General features: G+C 74.5%; 19 protein-coding genes. 13 read left to right on the top strand and 6 right to left on the bottom strand.

Annotated features, from left to right (window positions below):
- The first annotated feature begins 10 nt into the window (after positions 1 to 10).
- The 10 genes from ABT026_RS14780 (at position 11) to ABT026_RS14825 (ending at position 8,056) form a co-directional block, all read left to right on the top strand.
- A complete protein-coding gene (locus tag ABT026_RS14780; protein WP_351114870.1) occupies positions 11 to 1,351 on the top strand; it encodes a diacylglycerol/lipid kinase family protein in 1,341 nt (446 codons plus the stop codon).
- 21 nt (positions 1,352 to 1,372) lie between these two features.
- Positions 1,373 to 1,876, top strand: coding sequence for a hypothetical protein (locus ABT026_RS14785; RefSeq protein ID WP_502967984.1), 504 nt, complete (start codon positions 1,373 to 1,375; stop codon positions 1,874 to 1,876).
- Between the two features lie 131 nt (positions 1,877 to 2,007).
- Complete coding sequence (locus tag ABT026_RS14790; RefSeq protein WP_351114726.1) at positions 2,008 to 2,205, top strand: DUF8691 family protein; 198 nt, start codon at positions 2,008 to 2,010, stop codon at positions 2,203 to 2,205.
- 156 nt (positions 2,206 to 2,361) lie between these two features.
- Positions 2,362 to 2,829 (top strand): SHOCT domain-containing protein, encoded by a 468-nt coding sequence (locus tag ABT026_RS14795; protein WP_351114728.1) that lies wholly within the window; start codon positions 2,362 to 2,364, stop codon positions 2,827 to 2,829.
- Positions 2,830 to 2,883: 54 nt separating this feature from the next.
- Complete coding sequence (locus ABT026_RS14800; protein WP_351114729.1) at positions 2,884 to 3,300, top strand: DUF7144 family membrane protein; 417 nt, start codon at positions 2,884 to 2,886, stop codon at positions 3,298 to 3,300.
- A 166-nt stretch (positions 3,301 to 3,466) separates the two neighbouring features.
- Positions 3,467 to 3,772: a chorismate mutase gene (locus tag ABT026_RS14805; protein WP_351114731.1), complete on the top strand. Its 306-nt coding sequence runs from the start codon at positions 3,467 to 3,469 to the stop codon at positions 3,770 to 3,772.
- Positions 3,773 to 3,871: 99 nt separating this feature from the next.
- Entirely contained in the window at positions 3,872 to 4,813 is a 942-nt protein-coding gene (locus ABT026_RS14810; RefSeq protein WP_351114732.1) for a MerR family transcriptional regulator, read from the top strand.
- Positions 4,814 to 4,909: 96 nt separating this feature from the next.
- Entirely contained in the window at positions 4,910 to 5,788 is an 879-nt protein-coding gene (locus ABT026_RS14815; protein ID WP_351114733.1) for a metal-dependent hydrolase, read from the top strand.
- A gap of 65 nt (positions 5,789 to 5,853) precedes the next feature.
- Entirely contained in the window at positions 5,854 to 7,020 is a 1,167-nt protein-coding gene (locus ABT026_RS14820) for a PDR/VanB family oxidoreductase (RefSeq protein WP_351114734.1), read from the top strand.
- A gap of 139 nt (positions 7,021 to 7,159) precedes the next feature.
- Positions 7,160 to 8,056 (top strand): alpha/beta fold hydrolase, encoded by an 897-nt coding sequence (locus tag ABT026_RS14825; RefSeq protein ID WP_351114735.1) that lies wholly within the window; start codon positions 7,160 to 7,162, stop codon positions 8,054 to 8,056.
- A 60-nt stretch (positions 8,057 to 8,116) separates the two neighbouring features.
- On the opposite strand, the gene ABT026_RS14830 is transcribed toward ABT026_RS14825, so the two are convergent.
- A complete protein-coding gene (locus tag ABT026_RS14830; protein ID WP_351114737.1) occupies positions 8,117 to 9,175 on the bottom strand; it encodes a phosphotransferase family protein in 1,059 nt (352 codons plus the stop codon).
- 187 nt (positions 9,176 to 9,362) lie between these two features.
- Between ABT026_RS14830 and ABT026_RS14835 the strand changes: the two genes are divergently transcribed.
- Positions 9,363 to 10,748 carry a M28 family metallopeptidase gene (locus tag ABT026_RS14835; protein ID WP_351114738.1) on the top strand — a complete coding sequence of 462 codons (1,386 nt, stop codon included), beginning with the start codon at positions 9,363 to 9,365 and terminating at the stop codon, positions 10,746 to 10,748.
- Positions 10,749 to 10,843: 95 nt separating this feature from the next.
- On the opposite strand, the gene efeU is transcribed toward ABT026_RS14835, so the two are convergent.
- From efeU to ABT026_RS14860, 5 genes are all read right to left on the bottom strand, one after another.
- A complete protein-coding gene (gene efeU, locus ABT026_RS14840; protein ID WP_351114739.1) occupies positions 10,844 to 11,710 on the bottom strand; it encodes an iron uptake transporter permease EfeU in 867 nt (288 codons plus the stop codon).
- A 61-nt stretch (positions 11,711 to 11,771) separates the two neighbouring features.
- Positions 11,772 to 13,010 (bottom strand): iron uptake transporter deferrochelatase/peroxidase subunit, encoded by a 1,239-nt coding sequence (efeB, locus tag ABT026_RS14845; RefSeq protein ID WP_351114740.1) that lies wholly within the window; start codon positions 13,008 to 13,010, stop codon positions 11,772 to 11,774.
- Between the two features lie 46 nt (positions 13,011 to 13,056).
- Positions 13,057 to 14,220, bottom strand: coding sequence for an iron uptake system protein EfeO (gene efeO, locus ABT026_RS14850; protein WP_351114741.1), 1,164 nt, complete (start codon positions 14,218 to 14,220; stop codon positions 13,057 to 13,059).
- Positions 14,221 to 14,482: 262 nt separating this feature from the next.
- The gene (locus ABT026_RS14855; RefSeq protein ID WP_351114742.1) at positions 14,483 to 14,944 is read right to left on the bottom strand and encodes a hypothetical protein; all 462 of its coding nucleotides are present in this window, start codon (positions 14,942 to 14,944) and stop codon (positions 14,483 to 14,485) included.
- A 136-nt stretch (positions 14,945 to 15,080) separates the two neighbouring features.
- The gene (locus ABT026_RS14860) at positions 15,081 to 16,556 is read right to left on the bottom strand and encodes an aminotransferase-like domain-containing protein (RefSeq protein ID WP_351114743.1); all 1,476 of its coding nucleotides are present in this window, start codon (positions 16,554 to 16,556) and stop codon (positions 15,081 to 15,083) included.
- Positions 16,557 to 16,629: 73 nt separating this feature from the next.
- Between ABT026_RS14860 and ABT026_RS14865 the strand changes: the two genes are divergently transcribed.
- Both ABT026_RS14865 and ABT026_RS14870 read left to right on the top strand, forming a co-directional pair.
- Positions 16,630 to 17,451, top strand: coding sequence for a DMT family transporter (locus ABT026_RS14865; RefSeq protein ID WP_502967985.1), 822 nt, complete (start codon positions 16,630 to 16,632; stop codon positions 17,449 to 17,451).
- 119 nt (positions 17,452 to 17,570) lie between these two features.
- Entirely contained in the window at positions 17,571 to 18,863 is a 1,293-nt protein-coding gene (locus tag ABT026_RS14870) for a M48 family metallopeptidase (RefSeq protein WP_351114745.1), read from the top strand.
- Positions 18,864 to 18,891 lie beyond the last annotated feature (28 nt).

Below are 18,891 nucleotides of genomic sequence, written 5' to 3' on the forward strand. Positions count from 1 at the left end.
CCCCGCGTTCGTGGGCCCCGCGGCACGGGCGCGGCTCGCCGTGCTCGCCCTGCTGGCGAGCGCGGTGGTGCCGCTGGTCGCCGCGGGCCTGCGGAGCGTGCTGTGGGCGCTGCTCGGCCTCGCCGGCCTGGCGCTCGCCGCGGCCGGCCTGTGGTGGGTGCTGGCGCACACCGGCGTCCTGCGGGCCCTCGGGGCGCTCCTCGCGGTGGCCGCGCCGGTCGCCGTGCTGGTCCTGTTCGCCGTCGTCGGCATGCTCCTGCCCGCGCTGCTGTCCCTCGCCCTGTGGGCGCTGGCCTCCACGACGGCGCGCACCGCCCTGGGGCCCGGAGCGGCCGCCCCCGCCGCACGGCAGCGGGGGCGGGCCGCCACCGCGGCGCCCCGCGCGCCCTGGGTGCTGATGAACCCGCGCTCCGGCGGGGGCAAGGTGGGCCGCTTCCACCTCGTGGAGAGGGCCGAGGCGGCGGGCTGCCGGGTCGTCCTGCTCGACGGGAGCCAGGACGTCACCGCACTGGCCCGGCAGGCGGTCGCCGACGGGGCCGACCTCCTCGCGGTGGCGGGCGGCGACGGCACCCAGGCCCTGGTGGCGGAGGTCGCCGCGCGCCACGACGTGCCGTTCATGGTGATCCCGGCCGGCACCCGCAACCACTTCGCGCTCGACCTCGGCCTGGACCGCGAGGATCCGGCGGGCGCGCTCGACGCGCTGGCGCACGGGACCGAGATCAGGGTGGACCTGGGGTTCGCCGCGGACCGGGTCTTCGTCAACAACGCCTCCTTCGGCGTGTACGGGTTCGTCGTCACCGACCCCGCGTACCGCGACGCCAAGGCGGGCACCACCCTGCGCGCCCTGCCCGCGCTCCTCACCGGCGAGGACGCGCCCCGGCTGCGGATGCGGGCCGGCGACGTCGGCGTGGACGGGCTCCAGGCGCTGCTGGTCAGCAACAACCCGTACGGGCGCGCCGTCGACGCGGCCAGTCCCGGGCGCCGGGAACGGCTCGACACCGGGCTGCTCGGCGTGGTGTGCGTACGGGTCACCAACGCCGCCCAGGCCGCCGGCCTCGTCCGTGGCCCGCACGCGGAGGGCCTGGTCCGGCTTACCGCGGAACAGGTCGTCGTCACGTCCGCCACGGACACCGACCTGCCGGTCGGCATCGACGGCGAGCACGCCGTCCTGCCGTCGCCGGTGGTGTGCCGCGTCGAGCCCGGCGCGCTCCGGGTCCGCGTGCCGCGCCGGCGCCGGCTGCGCCCGTCCCGCGCCACGGTCACCGACTGGCGCGAGGTCGCCCGGCTGGCCCTGGGCCGCGGCCGGAAGACGGACGACGACGGTGACGGTGACGTACGGGGACGATCCTGAAGGGAGAGGCCCGTGTCCACGATCGCAGGCACCTCCGGAACACCGGACGGGGCGGGACGGACCCGGCAGGACTACACCGGCGGCATCCACGGATCCCTGCTCGCCGCCTCGGTGGTGATCGGCGCCGGCAGCCTGGGCCGGTTCCCCCGCCTGCACCTGGTGCTGCTCCTGCTGCTCACCGGCGTGGTGTTCTGGACCGCTCACGTGCACGCCCAGCTGTTCGGGGCGCGCCTGGCGCGGCACGCGCCGGACCGCCGGACGGTGCTGCACGTGTGCCGGGAGGAGTGGCCGATCGTCAAGGCCGCCGTCCCCCCGGCCGCGGCGGTGGCGGTCGGCGGGCTGCTGGGCCTGGACGTGCAGGGCTCCCTGTGGCTCGCGGTGTCGGTGGCCGTGGCCGGGCAGGTGGGCTGGTCGGTGGCCGCGGCGCGCAGCGCGGGCGCCCCCTGGCGTCTGGTCGCGGTCACCGCCTCGGTGAACCTGCTGCTCGGGCTGCTGATCATCTCCTTCAAGGTGATCCTCAAGTGACCGGCCCGCGGACCGGGCGACGGTCACCTTCGAGGGGTGAGGCACCCGGGGGAGCGGGGGAGGAGCATCGCGGAGAGAGGGAGGGCACCGTCGGACCTGCCGGAGACGCCCGATCCGGGGAAGGACACCTCGTGCGCTACGAGATCCGAGTCGAGGGACACCTGTCGGAGACGCTCGCCGGCACCTTCCAGGAGCTGGACCACGTGGTGATGGCCGGGCAGACGGTGCTGTACGGCCCCGTCGTCGACGAGGCCCACCTGTACGGCCTGCTGGCGCGCTGCCGGTCGCTGGGACTGCGGGTGGTGGAGATGCGGCAGCTCCCGGAGTGACGCGACGCGGCCGCAGTGACGTGGCGCGGCCGGGCGGCCGCCGAGTCACCCGTGCCGGGTGAGGCCGGACCGCCGCCGCCGCGCGCACCCTGAACACCGGTACACCTCCGCTGCCGGGAGAACCCCTTCCGGAGCGGCGAGGGACGGAGGACGGACATGAACACCCCCATCTATCTGGCCTACGACTATCCCCTGCTGGGCGCCCTGTGGACCATGTTCGTCTTCTTCGTCTGGGTGATGTGGTTCGCCCTGCTGTTCCGGGTGGTCCTCGACATCTTCCGGGACGACGCGATGAGCGGCTGGGCGAAGGCCGGCTGGCTCGTGGTGTGCACGTTCGTGCCCTTCCTGGGCGTCTTCCTCTACGTGCTGATCCGGGGCAAGGACATGGGCCGCCGGGAGCGCGACCGGGCGCGGGCCCAGCGGGAGGAACTGCGGGAGTACTTCGCGGACGGCGGGGACGGCGGGCGGCGCAGCAGCGTGGACGAGCTGGCCCGGCTGTCGGAGATCCGCGCCAAGGGCGACATCACGGACGAGGAGTTCCGGCGGGCGAAGGAACTGGTCCTGAGCGGCCACGGCCCGGCGGCCCCCGGCTCTTCCCCGTCCTCCGGGACCCCCGGTTCCTGAGCGTCCGGACACCGCGTCCCGACCGTCCGCCCCCCGCGCGAAACGAGGCACACCATGACCCGGAAGCACGACCGGCAGGCCCGCACGGCGGGAGCGGGAGCCCCCGACGGCCTGTGGTTCTTCGCCGCCGTGATGCTCCTGCTCGCCGCAGTCCTGGACCTGCTGCGCGGCGTGATGGGGATCGCCGGGGACGACGTCTTCGTCGCGGCGCCGCACTACGTGTTCGGGTTCACCCTGACCGCCTGGGGCTGGATCCACCTGGCCCTGGGCGTGCTGGGCCTGCTCGTCGCCCTCGGGCTGTTCCGCCGGGAGCGGTGGGGGCGGGCCGCCGGGGTGGCGGTCGCCGTCTTCCTGGTCGTCGCCTCCTTCCTCTCCCTGCCGTACTCGCCCCTGTGGTCGGTGGTGGTGATCGTGCTGGCGGTCTTCGTCGTCTGGGCCCTGTGCGGGGGCGGACGGCCCCGGGGGCACTGACCCGGCGGCCCCGGCCCCCGACGGCACCGCTTCCGGCACCGCCCGGGAGCGGTGCCGTCGTCCTGCCCCGTGCCCGGACGGCGGCAGCCACCGGACGGAACGGGGGAGGCGCCCGGCGTGTGGCGAAAGCGCCCCGCCCGCGGGCGGGGGCTGGAAGCATGGGCCCATGCCGCAGCCCGGAACTCCCGCCTCACTGGACGAGATTCGCGACCGCATCGACGCGCTCGACACCGAGATGGTCGAACTGCTGGCGCGGCGCGAGGAGTTGGTCCGTGCCGCGGCCCGCTTCAAGAAGGACGAGCAGGCGGTGCGGGCGCCCGACCGCGTCGAGCGCGTCGTCGCGGCCGCACGGGCGGAGGCGGAGCGGGCAGGGCTCAGCCCGCAGGTCGCCGAGGCGGTCTGGCGGGCCATGATCGCCGCCTTCGTCGACCTGGAACTGACCGCCCACGGCCGGCTCCGGTCCCACCGCTGACCGTCGGCCTGTTCCCTCCGAAGGCTCGGTGTCGGCGTTCCGGCCCTCGCGGGCACGGGGCTTGAGTCTCCCGTGGGGGGAGGCGCGAAGGTGGGGGACATGAACGGCCACACGCTCCACTCGATCGGCGAGCTGGCCCGGCGGACCGGCGCCACGGTCAAGACCGTCCGGTTCTACTCCGACCGCGGGCTGGTGCCGCCCACCGACCGCAGCCCGGCCGGCTACCGCCTCTACGACCACCGCGCCGTCGCCCGCCTGGACCTCGTCCTGACCCTGCGCGACCTGGGCCTGGACCTTGCCGCCATCCGGAAGGTCATGGACCGGGAACTCCCGCTGTCGGAGGTCGCCGCGACGCATGCCGAGGCGCTGGACGTGCAGATCCGCGTCCTGCGCCTGCGTCGCGCGGTGCTGAGCGTCGTGGCGCGGCGAGGAGCCACACCCGAGGAGACGCATCTGATGCACAGGCTCGCGACGCTCACCGAAGCCCAACGCCGACGGCTGATCGCCGACTTCCTCGACGCCGCCCTCGGCGGTGCGGGAATCGGTCCGGGCGTCGAGGGGATCATGCGCTCGATGACCCCGCAGCTGCCGGACGACCCCGACGCCGAACAGCTCCAGGCGTGGGTCGAGCTGGCCGAACTGGCCGAGGACCCGGGTTTCCGGGCCCATGTGCGACAGCTCGCGCGGGACGAGGCGGCGGGGCGCACCCCGGGCACTCCTCCCAGCCGGCACGACGATCTGGCCGCGATCGTGCGCGACCGGACCGCCCCGGCCGTGGCAGCCGGGATCGAACCGGCCTCACGCCGAGCCGACCCGGTCGTCGCGGCCCTGACGGCCGGCTGCGCGCACCTCTTCGAAGGCCGGGACGACGCCGAGTCCCGCAGGCGGCTCCTGACGCGGCTGGAAGCCATGAACGACCCCCGCAGGGAGCGGTACCTCGCGCTGCTCGCCGTGATCAACGGCTGGCCGGGTCCGGAGAGTCTCCACCCGGTGCTCGGCTGGTCCATCGACGCACTGCGGGCCCGGGGGTCGCGGAGGTGAACTGCGCAGGCCGGTCCTATTGACAGGAATTCGACAACGCTTACCGTTGGTAACTCCGGAGATCGACCGGCGGGCCGCCCGCCCAGGAGCTGCCTCATGAAGAAGCGCGACGAGCACGACGACCTGGTGCTGACGCCCCGCGACGTCCGGTTCGACTGGGACGGCCTCCCGCTGCACTGGATCCCGGGCGAACCCTTCGCCACCCACGTGGTCAACGTGCTGCACATGCTGCTCCCCGAGGGCGAGCGCTGGTTCGTGAAGGTCTTCCGGCAGACGATGCCGCTGATCACCGACGAGGAGCTGCGCTCCCGGGTCCTCGGCTTCACCGGGCAGGAGGCCGTGCACGCCGAGGCCCACCAGGGCGTGCTCGACCATCTGGCCGCCAAGAAGGTGCCCATCGGGCCCTACGTCGCCCAGATCGAGTACCTTTTCCGCAAGGTGCTGGGCGACCGGCCGGACCTCGCCCCCGACCGGGAGCGGCAGTACCTGATCGAACGGGTCGCGATCATCGCGGGCATCGAGCACTTCACCGCCTTCCTCGGCGACTGGATCCTCAACGCCGCAGCGCTGGACCGCGCGGGCGCCGACCCGGTCATGCTGGACCTGCTGCGCTGGCACGGCGCCGAGGAGGTCGAGCACCGGGCCGTCGCCTACGACCTGCTGCGCCACCTGGACCCCGGCTACCTGCGCCGGGTCCGCACGATGGCGATCGCCACCACGGTGCTGGTGCAGCTGTGGGTGCGCGGCGCCCGGTACCTGATGTCCGTCGACGCCCAACTCGCCCCCGGGACCAAGGCGCGCTGGCGGGACGTGCCGAGGACCACCCGCCGGGGACTCATGCCGAGCACGGCGAAGCTGTTCGTCTCCGTGGCGCGGTACTTCAGCCCCCGCTACCACCCCAGCCAGGAGGGCTCGACGCCGCAGGCCGTCGCGTACCTGGCCACCTCGCCCGCGGCCCGCGCCGCCGCCCACTGACACCCCTGCCCACGCCGCCGCCCACCGCGCCGCCGCCCACCGACATCGCCGCAGGAGAACGCAGCATGCCCACCCTGCCCCCGGGGACCCCGCCGCCCGGCCTGTACGGGAGCGGACGCCCCTCCCGGCTGATGGCCGGCCTGGAGCGCGTCACCTCCTGGTACGTTCCGCTGGCCGGCCGCCGCGGCACGTACCGCCCGCGCCCTGCGCGGGACGAGCGCCCCGGCGAACTGGAGGTCGTCGGGCGGCAGTTCGCCGCACCCGACGTCGTGGCGCTGCGGCTGGCCGCGCCGGACGGCGCCCCGTTGCCGCGGTGGCAGCCGGGAGCCCACATCGACCTGGACCTGCCCTCGGGGCGCCGGCGGCAGTACTCGCTGTGCGGCGACCCGGCCGACCCGTCCGCCTACCGGATCGCGGTCCGGCTGATCCCCGGCGGGCAGGGCGGTTCCGCCGAGGTGCACCGCGAGCTGACCGAAGGCGCCCGGGTCCGGGTCGCGGGGCCCCGCAACGCGTTCCCGTTCGCCCGCGAGGAGCGGGTCCTGCTCCTCGCGGGCGGCATCGGCATCACGCCCGTCCTGCCGATGGCCCACGAGGCGGCCCGCCGCGGACTCGACTGGACCCTGGTCCACACCGGCCGCAGCCGCGCCTCCCTGCCCTTCGCCGAGGAGACCGAGGCGCTGGCCCGCCGGCACCCCGGCCGGGTCGTGGTGCTGGCCGACGACGAGGACGGCCGCCCGGACGCCGCGGCGTTGCTCGCCCGCGCCTCCGAGGGCGCCGCCGTCTACTGCTGCGGGCCCGCGCCGATGCTCGACGCGGTGCGCCGGGCCTTCCCGGACAGCGGCGCCGCCGGGCTGCACTTCGAACGCTTCACCGCCGCGCCGATCGTCGACGGCAGGCCCTTCACCCTGCTCCTGCGCGACGGCAGACGGCTTCCGGTGCCCGCCGACCGCAGCGCGCTCGACGTGCTGCGGTCGGCGGAGCCGGCCACCGCGTACTCCTGCCACCAGGGGTTCTGCGGGGTCTGCAAGGTCCGGGTGCTCTCCGGCGCCGTCGACCACCGCGACCGCAGGCTCACCCCCGCCGAACGGGAGGCCGGCGACATGCTGGTCTGCGTCTCCCGCGCCGAGGAGGGAACCCTTCTCGCACTGGACGTGCCGGCCCCCGGCGTCGTCCCCGCTCCCGCCGTCATCCCTGCCGCTGCCACCGACGAAGGCGAGACCCCGCTGCCATGAGCACAGTCACCGCACGGCCCCTCCCGGCGCCGCCCGCGTTCCCCGCGTTCCCCGTGTCCTCAGCGTCCTCCGCGTTCCCCGCCGACGAGCCGGCCGCGGCGGGCCGCGGCCGGAGCGCGTATCCCTCGGCGGTGGCCCGGTGAGCGCCGCCGCCGAGGTGCGCCACAGCCGGGTCACCTCCGGCGATGTCTCGTTGGCCGTGTACGAGCAGGGGGACCCGGCCGCGCCGACCGTGCTGCTCGTCCACGGCTACCCGGACACCCACCGCGTCTGGGACGAGGTGGCCGAGGTGCTCGCCGCCGACCACCACGTGGTCCGCTACGACGTGCGCGGCGCGGGCGACTCCGGGGTCCCGGCCGACCGGGCGGGATACCGCCTGGAACTCCTCGCCCAGGACCTGTTCGCGGTCGCCGACGCCACCAGCCCCGGGCGGCCCGTGCACGTCGTCGCCCACGACTGGGGGTCCATCCAGTCCTGGGAGGCGGTGACCGAACCGAAGGCTCCCGCGCGCATCGCCTCGTACACCACGATGTCGGGCCCCTGCCTGGACCACATGGGGTTCTGGCTGCGCCGCAGGATGCGCCGGCCGACCGCGCGTCACCTGAGGCAGCTGGTCGTGCAGGGGGTGTCCTCCTGGTACATCTACCTGTTCCACCTGCCGGTGCTGGCGCCCGCCGCCTGGAGGTTCGGGCTGGCCCGCCGGTGGGGCACGGTGCTGCGGGTGTTCCAGGGGGTCAGCCCCCGTCCCGGCCACCCGGCCGCCACGATCGCCTCCGACGCGGTGCGGGGCATCGAGCTGTACCGGGCCAACATGCGGCAGCGGCTGCGCAGGCCCCGCCGGCGGCCCACCGAGGTGCCGGTCCAGCTCGTCACCCTCACCAAGGACGCCTTCGTCAGCTCCGCGCTGAGCGAAGGGCTGGAGGAGTGGGTCCCGCACCTCGAACGCCGGGAGCTGCCCGCCACTCACTGGTCGGCCCTGCTGAACCAGGCCCCCGAACTCGCGGACCTCGTGCGGAAGTTCGCCGCCGGAAAGTAGCCCGGTCGGCCCGCCAGGCGCGACTCGCCGGGCGTGACTCGCCGTACGCGGCCCGGCGGGCTAGTACCAGGGGCGGGTGTCGTGCGCCGGCAGGGGCCGCAGCCGTGGCCAGCGTTCCAGCAGGCGGCCGGCCAGGGCCGTGCAGAGGCGGCCCAGGGTGTGCAGGCGGTCGTGGTCGCGGGTCAGGCCCGCGACCACGCCCAGACGGTGGACGAGCCGCTCACGGGCCGAGACGTAGCCCCACTCGAAGTCCTCGACGGGCACCCGCGCGAGCTGGTCGGCCGTCCCCCGGTGGGCCCGCTCGACCAGCGCGTCGCCCTGGATCAGCCAGCCCGCGCACGCGTCGGCGAGGTCGCCCGGCACGTCCCTGCCGGTGAGGCCGCGCCAGGTGGCGCGGTAGACGTCCTCGACCTCCGTCAGCGGGGCCGCGGCGACCGACATCGCGCACCAGCAGGTCGGGAAACCGATGCGGAAGTAGGCGAGTTCGACCAGGCCGTTGCCGAGCGAGGCCCGTTCGAAGTCGACGAACCGGACGCCCTCGGCGGTGCGCAGGTCGTTGCCGGGGCAGGGATCGCCGTGCAGCAGCGCGTGGTGCGCGGCGGGCTCCAGCCGCTCCAGCAGGCCGGCGAGTTCGCCGGGGACCCCGGACGGCACGGCCACGTCCAGCGCCCCGGCCAGGGCGAGGAAGGACTCCGCGTCGGCCGCCGTGGGGCCCGGCCAGGGCGGCAGCGCGCCCGCGTCGGCGGGCCCGGTCAGGGCGTGCAGCCGCGCGAGCGCCTCGGCGTACCCCGGCATCCAGTCGTCCGTCCTGCCGAGGTCGTCGACGTGCTCCAGGACCATCAGCCGCGAGGACGGGTCCACGGCGAGCACCGCGGGGGCCACGGCGGGCCCGGCGGTGCGCCCGGCCAGGCGCAGGCCGGCGACCTCCCGCGCGAAGCGGGTGTCCGCGTCGGCGCCCGGGTCCCCGCCGTCGGTGATCTGCTTGACGACCACCGTCTCCGGGCCGGCCAGTCGCACCCGCCACACCCATGACCGCGGGCTGCTGTCCAGGAGCTCCACCGTCCGGGGAACGCCCACGGTGGACAGCAGCGCCTCGTCGAAGGGAACGCGCATCGCCATGCCGACGAGCGTAGCCCCGGCTCCCCGCCCGCGGGGGCGTGTGGCCGGGGAGCGACGTGACCCGTCCGGAAGCGGTATTGACGGGACACTGACAACTCGGTGAGCATCGGGGCCGCACAGGGCCCACCCGGCCCTGACCCCCCGTCCGGACACCCTCCGGATTCCTCGACGAGAAAGAGCGGCCCTCATGACGAGCTACCAGGCCGGCCCGCCCCGATCGTTCCGCAGACGCACCGCGACCGTCGCCGCCATGGCGGTGGGAGCGCTGCTCGCCGTCACCCCCTCCTCGTACGGCAGCACGGCGGGCGCCTCCACGGCCTCCGTCCCGAGCACGGCCTCCGCCCCGAGCACGGCCACGCAGGCGGCCGCTCTCGCCGCGCCGGACATCCCGCTGGCGAACGTCAAGGCGCACCTGACCCAGTTCCAGTCGATCGCCACCGCCAACGGCGGCAACCGCGCCCACGGCCGCACCGGCTACAAGGCCTCCGTCGACTACGTGAAGGCCAAGCTGGACGCCGCCGGGTTCACCACCACCGTCCAGCAGTTCACGTCCTCCGGCGCCACCGGGTACAACCTGATCGCCGACTGGCCCGGCGGCGACACCAGCCAGGTCCTGATGGCCGGGGCGCACCTCGACTCGGTCTCCAGCGGCGCGGGCATCAACGACAACGGTTCCGGCTCCGCGGGCGTGCTGGAGACCGCGCTCGCCGTGTCGCGGGCCCAGCTCCAGCCGACCAAGCACCTGCGGTTCGCCTGGTGGGGCGCCGAGGAACTCGGCATGGTGGGCTCCAAGTACTACGTCAACAGCCTCACCAGCACCGACCGTTCGCGCATCGCCGGGTACCTCAACCTGGACATGATCGCCTCCCCGAACCCGGGCTACTTCGTCTACGACGACGACGCGACGCTGGAGAAGGTCTTCAAGGACTGGTACGCGGGCATCGGCGTCCCCACGGAGATCGAGACCGAGGGCGACGGCCGCTCCGACCACGCCCCGTTCAAGTCCGCGGGGATACCCGTCGGCGGCCTCTTCACCGGCGCCAGCAGCGTGAAGAGTTCCGCGCAGGCCACCAAGTGGGGCGGGACGGCCGGCCAGGCCTTCGACCGCTGCTACCACTCGTCCTGCGACAGCACCTCGAACATCAACGACACCGCCCTGGACCGCAACACCGACGCCCTCGCGCACGCGATCTGGACCGTGGGCACGCAGGCCCCGCCGGCGCCCGGCACCACCTTCGAGAACACCACGGACGTCGCCATCCCGGACGGCGGCGCCGCGGTCACCTCGACCATCGCCGTCACCGGCCGCACCGGCAACGCGCCCTCCACGCTGAAGGTGGGCGTCGACATCAAGCACACCTGGCGCGGCGACCTGGTCGTCGACCTGCTCGCCCCGGACGGCACGGCCTACCGGCTGAAGAGCTCCAGCGGCTCCGACTCCGCGGACAACGTGATCGCCACCTACACGGTGAACGCCTCCACCGAGACGGCCGACGGCAGCTGGCGCCTGCGGGTCCAGGACGTCGCCTCCCAGGACACCGGCTACATCGACAGCTGGAAGCTGACCTTCTGAGTCCGTGGCCCCGCGTCTCCTGTCCTGGCGCCTGTACAGGCGAACGGCCCCGTCCGCGTGCAGCGGGCGGGGCCGTTCGGCGTGCGCGGTGCGGGTCAGCCGCGGTCGGCCGTGGCGGACCCGGTGGGCGCCGGCGCCTCGGGGGCGGCGGCCACGGCGGGGCGGCGGCGCTCCGGGGCGAGGAAGAGGGCCATCGCGGGGACCAGGTAGAGCAGCCAGACGACGAGCTGCAGGACGGTCGGGTCGGGCTGGAAGTTGAAGATGCCCTTGAGGAGGGTGCCGTACCAGGACTCGGGCGGGATCGTCGTGCTGATGTCGAAGGCGCGGTCGCCCAGGCCCGGCAGGAAGTCGGCCTCCTGGAGGTCGTGGACGCCGTAGGCGAGGACGCCCGCCGCCACCACGACCAGCATGGCGCCGGTCCAGCGGAAGAACTTCGACAGGTTGATCCGCAGCGTGCCCTTGTAGAACAGCCAGCCCAGCGCCACCGCGGTGGCCAGGCCCAGCAGGGCGCCCACCAGCGGGCGGACGCCGTCGCCGCTGGCCTGGACGGCCGTCCAGATGAACAGGGAGGTCTCCAGCCCCTCCCTGCCGACGGCGAGGAAGGAGGTGACCACCAGCGCGCCGGTGCCCAGGGCGAGCGCGGCGTCCAGCTTGCCGTGCAGCTCGCGGGCCAGGTGACGGGCGGTGCGCCGCATCCAGAAGACCATCCAGGTGACCAGGCCGACGGCCACGATGGACAGGGTGCCGCCGAGGGCCTCCTGCGCCTGGAAGGTGAGGGTGGAGGAGCCGAACTGGAGCGCCGCGCCGAAGGCGAGGGACAGCGCCACGGCGACGCCCACGCCCGCCCAGACCGGCCCGAGCCGGTCCCGGTTGCCGGTCTTGACCAGGTAGGCGATCAGGATGCAGACGACGAGGCTCGCCTCCAGCCCTTCACGCAGGCCGATCAGGTAGTTGGCGAACACGCCGGTTCCTTTCTTCCGAGCGGTGACGAACAGGGGTCGAGCGATGGAGCCGTGCGGCGCGTCAGGTGAACAGCGCCCGGCCCCACCAGTCGTCCTCGCCGCGGACGCCCGGGGGGACGGCGAACAGTGCCGAGCCCACGTGCTGGATGTACTCGTTGAGCGCGTCGGAACGCGCCAGGGCGGTCTGGACGGGGACGAACCCGGTCCGCGGGTCGCTCTGGTAGGCCAGGAAGAACAGGCCCGCGTCCAGGCGGCCGAGGCCGTCGGTGCCGTCGGTGAAGGAGTAGCCGCGCCGCAGCATCGCCGCGCCGCCGTTGGAGTCCGGGTGCGCGAGGCGCACGTGGGAGTCCGGCTTCATCGCCTTCAGGAACGGCTCGTCGTGCTCCTTGCTCTTCCCGACCGCCGCGCCCCGCTGCTTGTCGCGGCCGAAGACGTCCTCCTGCTCCTGAAGGGAGGTGCGGTCCCAGGTCTCGATGTTCATGCGGATGCGGCGGGCCACCAGGTAGGAGCCGCCCTCCATCCAGCCGGCGCCCGCTCCGCCCGCCCAGACGTGCTTGTCGAGCGAGGCGGTGTCGGTGCCGGCGATGTTGCGGGTGCCGTCCTTGAAGCCGAACAGGTTGCGCGGGGTGTGCGCCTCGGGCGTGGTGGAGGACGTCTTGCCGAAGCCCAACTGGGACCAGCGGATCGCGACCGTGCCGAAGCCGATCCGGGTCAGGTTGCGGATGGCGTGCACCGCGACCTGCGGGTCGTCGGCGCAGGCCTGGACGCACAGGTCGCCGCCGCTGCGGGCGGGATCCAGGTTGTCGCCGGGGAACTTCGGCAGGTCCGCCAGCGCGTCGGGGCGCCGCCCGGCCAGGCCGAAGCGGTCGTCGAAGAGGGACGGGCCGAAACCGACGGTCAGGGTCAGCCGGGACGCCGGCAGACCCAGGGCCTCGCCGGTGTCGTCCGGCGGGGCCTCCGGTATGCCGCCGTAGGCGCCCTCGCCCACGGTACGGCCGGCCGTCATCCGCTCGGCCGCCCGCGTCCACTCCTTCAGCATCCGCACCAGTTCGGCGCGGTCCTTCGTCTTCACGTCGAAGGCGGCGAAGTGCAGCCGGTCCTGGACGGGCGTGGCGATGCCCGCCTGGTGCCGGCCGTGGAAGGGGACGACGCCGTCGGGGGCGGACTGCTCGTCCTCCCCGACGCCGGCGACGGCCACGGTGCCCCCCACCGCGGCGGCGCCGAGCGCGGGCCCGGCGCCGCCCCAGCCCAGCACCGCGCGACGCGAGGGCGCTGCGTCGCCGTGCGGCTTCTCGGACATGTCTCGCTTCTCCCTGACGGTCGTGCGGGCGGGGTGCGCCTGCCGGTTACTTGGCGACGGCGGCGGACAGCTTGGACAGCGGCTCGGCCAGGGCGTTCACGCCGTCGGAGAGCTCCTTGCGGTCCGCCTTGCCGACCTTGTCGTAGGAGACGTAGGTGTAGGAGTCCTGCTCCTCGCCCTTGTCCGTGCGGTACCGGTCCAGCAGCTCGGTCAGCGCGGCGAACCGCTCGTCGAGCGTCTTGACCAGCTCCGGGTCGTTCTTCTCCGCGACGGGCTTGAGCAGCTCGTAGGACTTCGACGCGCCCTCGAGGTTGGCCTTGAAGTCGACCAGGTCGGTGTGGGAGTAACGCTCCTCCTCGCCGGTGACCTTGCCGGTGGCGACCTCGTCGAGGAGCTCCTTGGCGCCGTTGGCCATCGAGGTCGGGGAGATCTCGGCCTTGCCGACGCGCTGCACCCAGTCCTCGAGGTCGGTCATCAGCTGGTCGGCGAGCTCCTTCTCGCGGTCGCCGATCTTCCCCTCGTCCCACAGGGCCTTCTCCAGGCGGTGCCAGCCGGTCCAGTCCTTCGCCGGGTCCTGGCCCTCCTCGAGGCCGTCCTCACGGACATCGACCTTGGGGTCGATGTCGCCGAAGGACTCCGCGACGGGCTCGGTGCGCTCCCAGCCGATGCGGGACGGGGCGTAGAGCTCCTTGGCCTTCTCGACGTCGCCGGCCTTCACGGCGTCGGCGAACGCCTGGGCCCGGGGCAGCGTCTGCTCGGCCTGGGCCAGCACGTAGGAGCGGAAGGAGGCGACCGCGGCGTCCGCCTCGGCGCTGCGCGCGGGCGCCTTGTCGCCGCCGGTGGCCTTGACCTTCTGGCGGATGCCGTCACCCTTCATGCCGGGCTTGCAGGCGATCTCGTAGTCGCCGGCCTTCACCTCGGCGACCAGGGACGCCTTGGTGCCGGGGCCTATGTTCTCGCGCTCGGCCACGATCCGGTCGTCGGGGAAGAGGAGGTACACCTCGGTGACCTTGGACCCCTTGTTCTCCACGTTCAGCGTGACGTGGCCGGCGGGGAAGTCCTTCGCGGAGACCTCGCAGGCCGAGTCGGAGGCCGTCACCTGGAGGGCGTCGTCCTCGCTCGCGGCCTTCTGGGTGCAGCCCGACAGGGCCACGACGGCTGCCAGCGCGGTGCCGGCGCCGAGAAGAAGGGGGCGAGTACTGGCGGACATGGTTCCTCGATTCACGCGGGTGGGTCGTGGCACGGGCATGACCGTCCGGCCGGAGCGGAGTCTATGCACTCGCCCTGGAGTAAGGAAAGGCTGCCCTTATCAGGCTTTGGTCAAGTATGCGGGACGTCCGGGAGGCGGTCGTCGTCGCGGGTGCGCGACGACGGTCCGGAAAGCGGGCGAAAGCGCCCCGCGCGGAGGGACCGCACGGGGCGCTTTCGCATACCCGGAGCCGGCAGCGGGCTGCCGCTGCGGCCGGGCCCTCCTAGCGGACGCGCGGGCGGCCACTCGGGCGGTCGCTCGGGCGGCTGCGCAGGCGGCCGCGCAGGCGGTGGTACAGCATGAAGATGCCGATGCCCAGGATGATCGCGCCGCTGCCTGCGGGGAGAACCCATGTCGTGACGTCGTCGACCACGACGGTGGTCGCGTTCGCGTCGTCCGCCTTGGCGGCCACCGGCGCGGTGGGCTCGGAGTCGAGGGCCGGGAACATCTTGGTGTAGGAGATGGTGAACGACTTGTCGTCCGCCGTGAACGAGCCGGTGCAGGACCAGCTCTCGCCGCCGCTCCGGGACTGCCTGCTGTCGCAGTGGTAGGCGGTGAACTCGCCTGGGATGCCGGTGAGTTGGGTGTTCATGCTCGTGATGCTGTGGCCGAGCAGAAAGGCGCCGGTGAGCAGGGGGACGGCGAGCAGCAACACGAACCGGCGCGGACCGAGCAGGTGTTCCACGGGACCCCCTGGGGCGTGATGCGGATGAGGCGCGTGCCGCTGCGGATCCCTGAGGGAACGGCCGCAGGGCAGCGTAGGCGACCCCACGTGCCGATGTGCGGGGAATTCGATCACGCGTTCGTTGCGGCTCGGCGCCTCAGGCGTCCGCCCCCGCGGGCCGGCCGCCGGCCGGTCCGAGTGCCTGGGCCAGCCGCTGGACGCCGTCCTCCAGTTGGGCGGTGCCGGGCGTGCCGACGTAGCTGAGGCGCAGGTGGGCGGCGGCCGGCCCGGCGGGGAAGTACGGAGCGCCCGGGGTGACGGCCACGCCCAGGCGCAGGGCGGCGGCGGTGACGTCCCGCTCGTCGAGGCCGCCGGGCAGGCGCAGCCACAGGTGGTAGCCGCCGTGCGGCGGGCGCGCGGGAAGCAGGCCGGGCAGCGCGGAGGCCAGGGCGGTCAGCAGGGTGGTGCGGCGGTCGCGCAGGGCCGCGGCGAGCGTCCGCAGGTGACGTGACCAGGCGGGGGAGCAGACCAGTTCGAGGGCGGTCTCCTGCAACGGGCGCGGTACGAAGAGGCTGTCGACCGCGTGCACCGCGCGCAGTCGCTCCAGCGCCGGGCCGCGCGCGGTGAGGGCGCCCACCCGCAGGCTCGGCGCCGACGCCTTGGTGAGCGAGCGGATGTGCACCACCACCCCGTCCGGGTCGTCGGCTGCCAGCGGCCGTGGCGGTGTCGGGGCGTCCGCGTGGACCAGGCGGCGGGCGAAGTCGTCCTCCACCACGAAGGCGCCCGCCCGGCGGGCGACGCCCAGCACCTCCTCCCGGCGCGCGGGGGAGAGCACCGCGCCGGTGGGGTTCTGGAAGAGGGGCTGACAGACCAGCAGGCGGGCCCGGGTGGCGGCGAAGGCCTCGGCCAGCAGGTCGGTCCGGACGCCGTCCGCGTCCACCGGCACCGGCACCGGGCGCAGTCCGGCGGCCCGGGCCACGGCGAGCGTGCCCGGGTAGGTGGGGGACTCCACCAGTACCGGCGAACCCGGGGCGGCCAGGGCGCGCAAGGCGGTGGTCAGCGCGCTCTGGCCGCCGGCGGTGATCAGCACGTCGCCGGCGGTCAGCGCTCCGCCGGGGCCGCCGATGTCGCGGGCGAACCACTCCCGCAGCTCCGGCAGCCCTTCCACCGGTGGGCGCGACCAGGTGCCCGGACGCCGCCCCGCCCGGGCGAGGGCGGCCGCGAGGGCGCGCTCCGGCTGCAGCGAGGCGTGCGGGTAGCCGCCGCTGAGGTCGACCACCTCGGGCGGCGGCACGGAGAGGGTGGTCAGGATGCCGGAGGCGTCCGCGGCGCGCGCCCCCACGTCCAGCGCGGCGTGCGGAGGGTCGGCGCTCAGTGCGACCTCCTGCCAGGACAGGTCGCCGGAGGTCGCGGCCCGGGTCGGGGCGGCGGCGCGGAAGACGCCGGCGCCCGGCCGGGTCACGACCAGCCCCTCGTCGGCCAGCACGGCGACCGCCCGGGAGACCGTCACCGGACTCACCTGGTGGCGGTCGGTCAGCTCCCGGCTGGACGGGAGTCTGTGCCCCGGAGGGCAGGGCTCCAGCTCCCTGCGGAGGATCGCGGCCAGCCGGTCCACACTGCTACCGTCATTCATGACAGCACACGATAGCGCTACCGTCGCGACCGCACCGGACTTCCGCAGCGGTACTCTCCCCGCCGCCCTCGGCGTGGTCTCCTTCTCGCTGAGCTTCCCGGCCACCGTGTGGGCGCTGGACGGCTTCGGTCCCTGGACCGCCACCGGCGTCCGCGGCCTGCTCGCCGGTCTGCTCGCCGCCCTCTGCCTGCGCCTGGCCCGGGTGCCGGTGCCCGCCCGCGAGCACTGGCCCGCCCTGCTCACCGTGGCCGGCGGCTGCGTCGTCGGCTTCCCCCTGCTGACCACGCTGGCGCTGCGGGTGTCCACCACCGCCCACTCCGCCGTGGTCGTCGGCCTGCTGCCGCTGGCCACCGCGGTGTTCTCCTCCGCCCTGACCGGCAGGCGTCCCTCCCGCGCGTTCTGGGCGGCGGCCGGGACCGGGGCGCTCGCCGTACTGGCCTTCACGCTCCACCACAGCGGCGGGCTGCCGACCCTGGGGGACCTCTACCTCTTCGCCGCCCTGCTGGTCTGCGCCGCCGGGTACGCGCAGGGCGGACGCCTGGCCGCGCACATGCCCGGCTGGCAGGTCATCGGCTGGGGCGTGGTCGCCGCGCTGCCCGTCTCGGCGCTGGTCACCGCGCTCGCCCTTCCGGTCGAACCGGTGCACCCGAGCGGCCGGGCCCTGGCCGGGATGGCGTACATCGCCGCCGTCTCGCAGTTCGGCGGCTTCGTGGTCTGGTACCGGGGGATGGCCGTCGTCGGGGTGCCGCGCGCCAGCCAGCTCCAGCTCGCCCAGCCGCTGCTGACGATCGGCTGGGCGGTCCTGCTCATGGGGGAGCGCCTCTCGCCCCTCGCCCCGCTGACCGCCCTGGTGGTCCTCGGCTGCATCGCGGTGACCCAGCGGGCCCGGACCTGAAATCCCGCTCCGGCGTGCGGCGTTCGAGGGGACGTCTCCGTCCGGCTCGTGTGATGATGTCGCGCCCCCCGAACTGGAGTACGGCTCGCCAGGAGCCGTCGGAGGAGGACATCCGTCCCATGAGTGCCCCAGCCGCCGAGCGGATCGACCAGCCCTGTCCCGAGTGCGGGGAGCGGATCGAGGCCGACGCCCGGTACACCGTGTGGTGTGCCGCCTGCGAGTGGAACGTCGACCCGGTCCGGGCCGCCGAACGCGAGGAGCGGCCGCGGCTGCTGGAGAGGCGGCGGCGCGAACTGGCCCGCCGCCACGGCGAGCGGCTGCTGCGCGAGGTGGCCGACGGGAAACCGCTGAGGGCGCACCGTGACGTGCCCGCGCTGCTCGCCCAGGCGATCTCGGTGCTGGTGCACGCGGTGACCGTGACCCTCGTGGTGGCCGGCCTGTGGTGCCTGGTGGCGGGCCGGGGCACCGGACTGGTCGTCCTGGGCGCGGCCGCGCTCCTGGTCGCGGTGGCGCTGCGACCCAGGTTCGGCGCACCCCCGGACGACGTCCCGCTGCTGGTGCGTGAGGACGCGCCCGAACTCTTCGCCCTGGTCGACGAGGTGGCCCGGACCGTCGGCACCCGCGGTGTCGACCTGATCGCCGTCGACGAGGAGTTCAACGCCTCGGTGTGGGCCTACGGGGTGCGCGGCCGCCGCTTGCTGACCATCGGTCTGCCCCTGTGGGAGGTCCTGACGCCCCGGGAGCGGATCGCCCTCCTCGGCCACGAGCTCGGCCACTTCGCCAACGGCGACACCCGTCACGGGCGGCTGGTGTGGACGGCGGAGCAGTCGCTGGACACCTGGTCGTACTTCACGGCCCCCACGCCGAACGCGGTCAGCTGGCAGGCGATGGCGATCAACGCGAGCACCTTCCTGCCGTGGCTGCTGCTCCAGGGCGTTCTCCTGCTGCTCGACCAGCTCACCCTGCGCGCCGCCCAGCGGGGCGAGTACCTCGCCGACCGGGCGTGCGCGCGGGCCGGCGGCACCAAGGCGGCGATCGGCCTGATGGACCGGCTCCTGCTCGGCGAGTCGGTCATGACCACGCTGGGCCGCGAGCGCAACCGCGGTCTGATGAGGACCTCGCGCGCCGCGGACACCGCACGACGGGCCGAGGGCCTGTGGGAGCGGCTTGCCGAGGAGATCGCCTCCGTCCCGGACCACGAGATCGAGCGGCTGCGCCGGGCCCGCACCCGCCAGGGCCACACCGTCGACTCCACCCACCCGCCCACCCACCTGCGCCGGCGGTGCCTGGCGCTGGGCCCCGCCGAATCCCCCCGGATCGACGTCGACGCGGCCCGCGCGGAACGGATCGCCGCCGAACTGGCCGAGCCGCGCCGGACGGTGGCCCGCGAGGTGCTGAAGCCGGTCGGCTAGGCGATCGCGCCGTGCTCCGCCCCGGCCC

Source organism: Streptomyces sp. NPDC002734, assembly GCF_040295685.1.
Classification (GTDB): Bacteria; Actinomycetota; Actinomycetes; order Streptomycetales; family Streptomycetaceae; genus Streptomyces.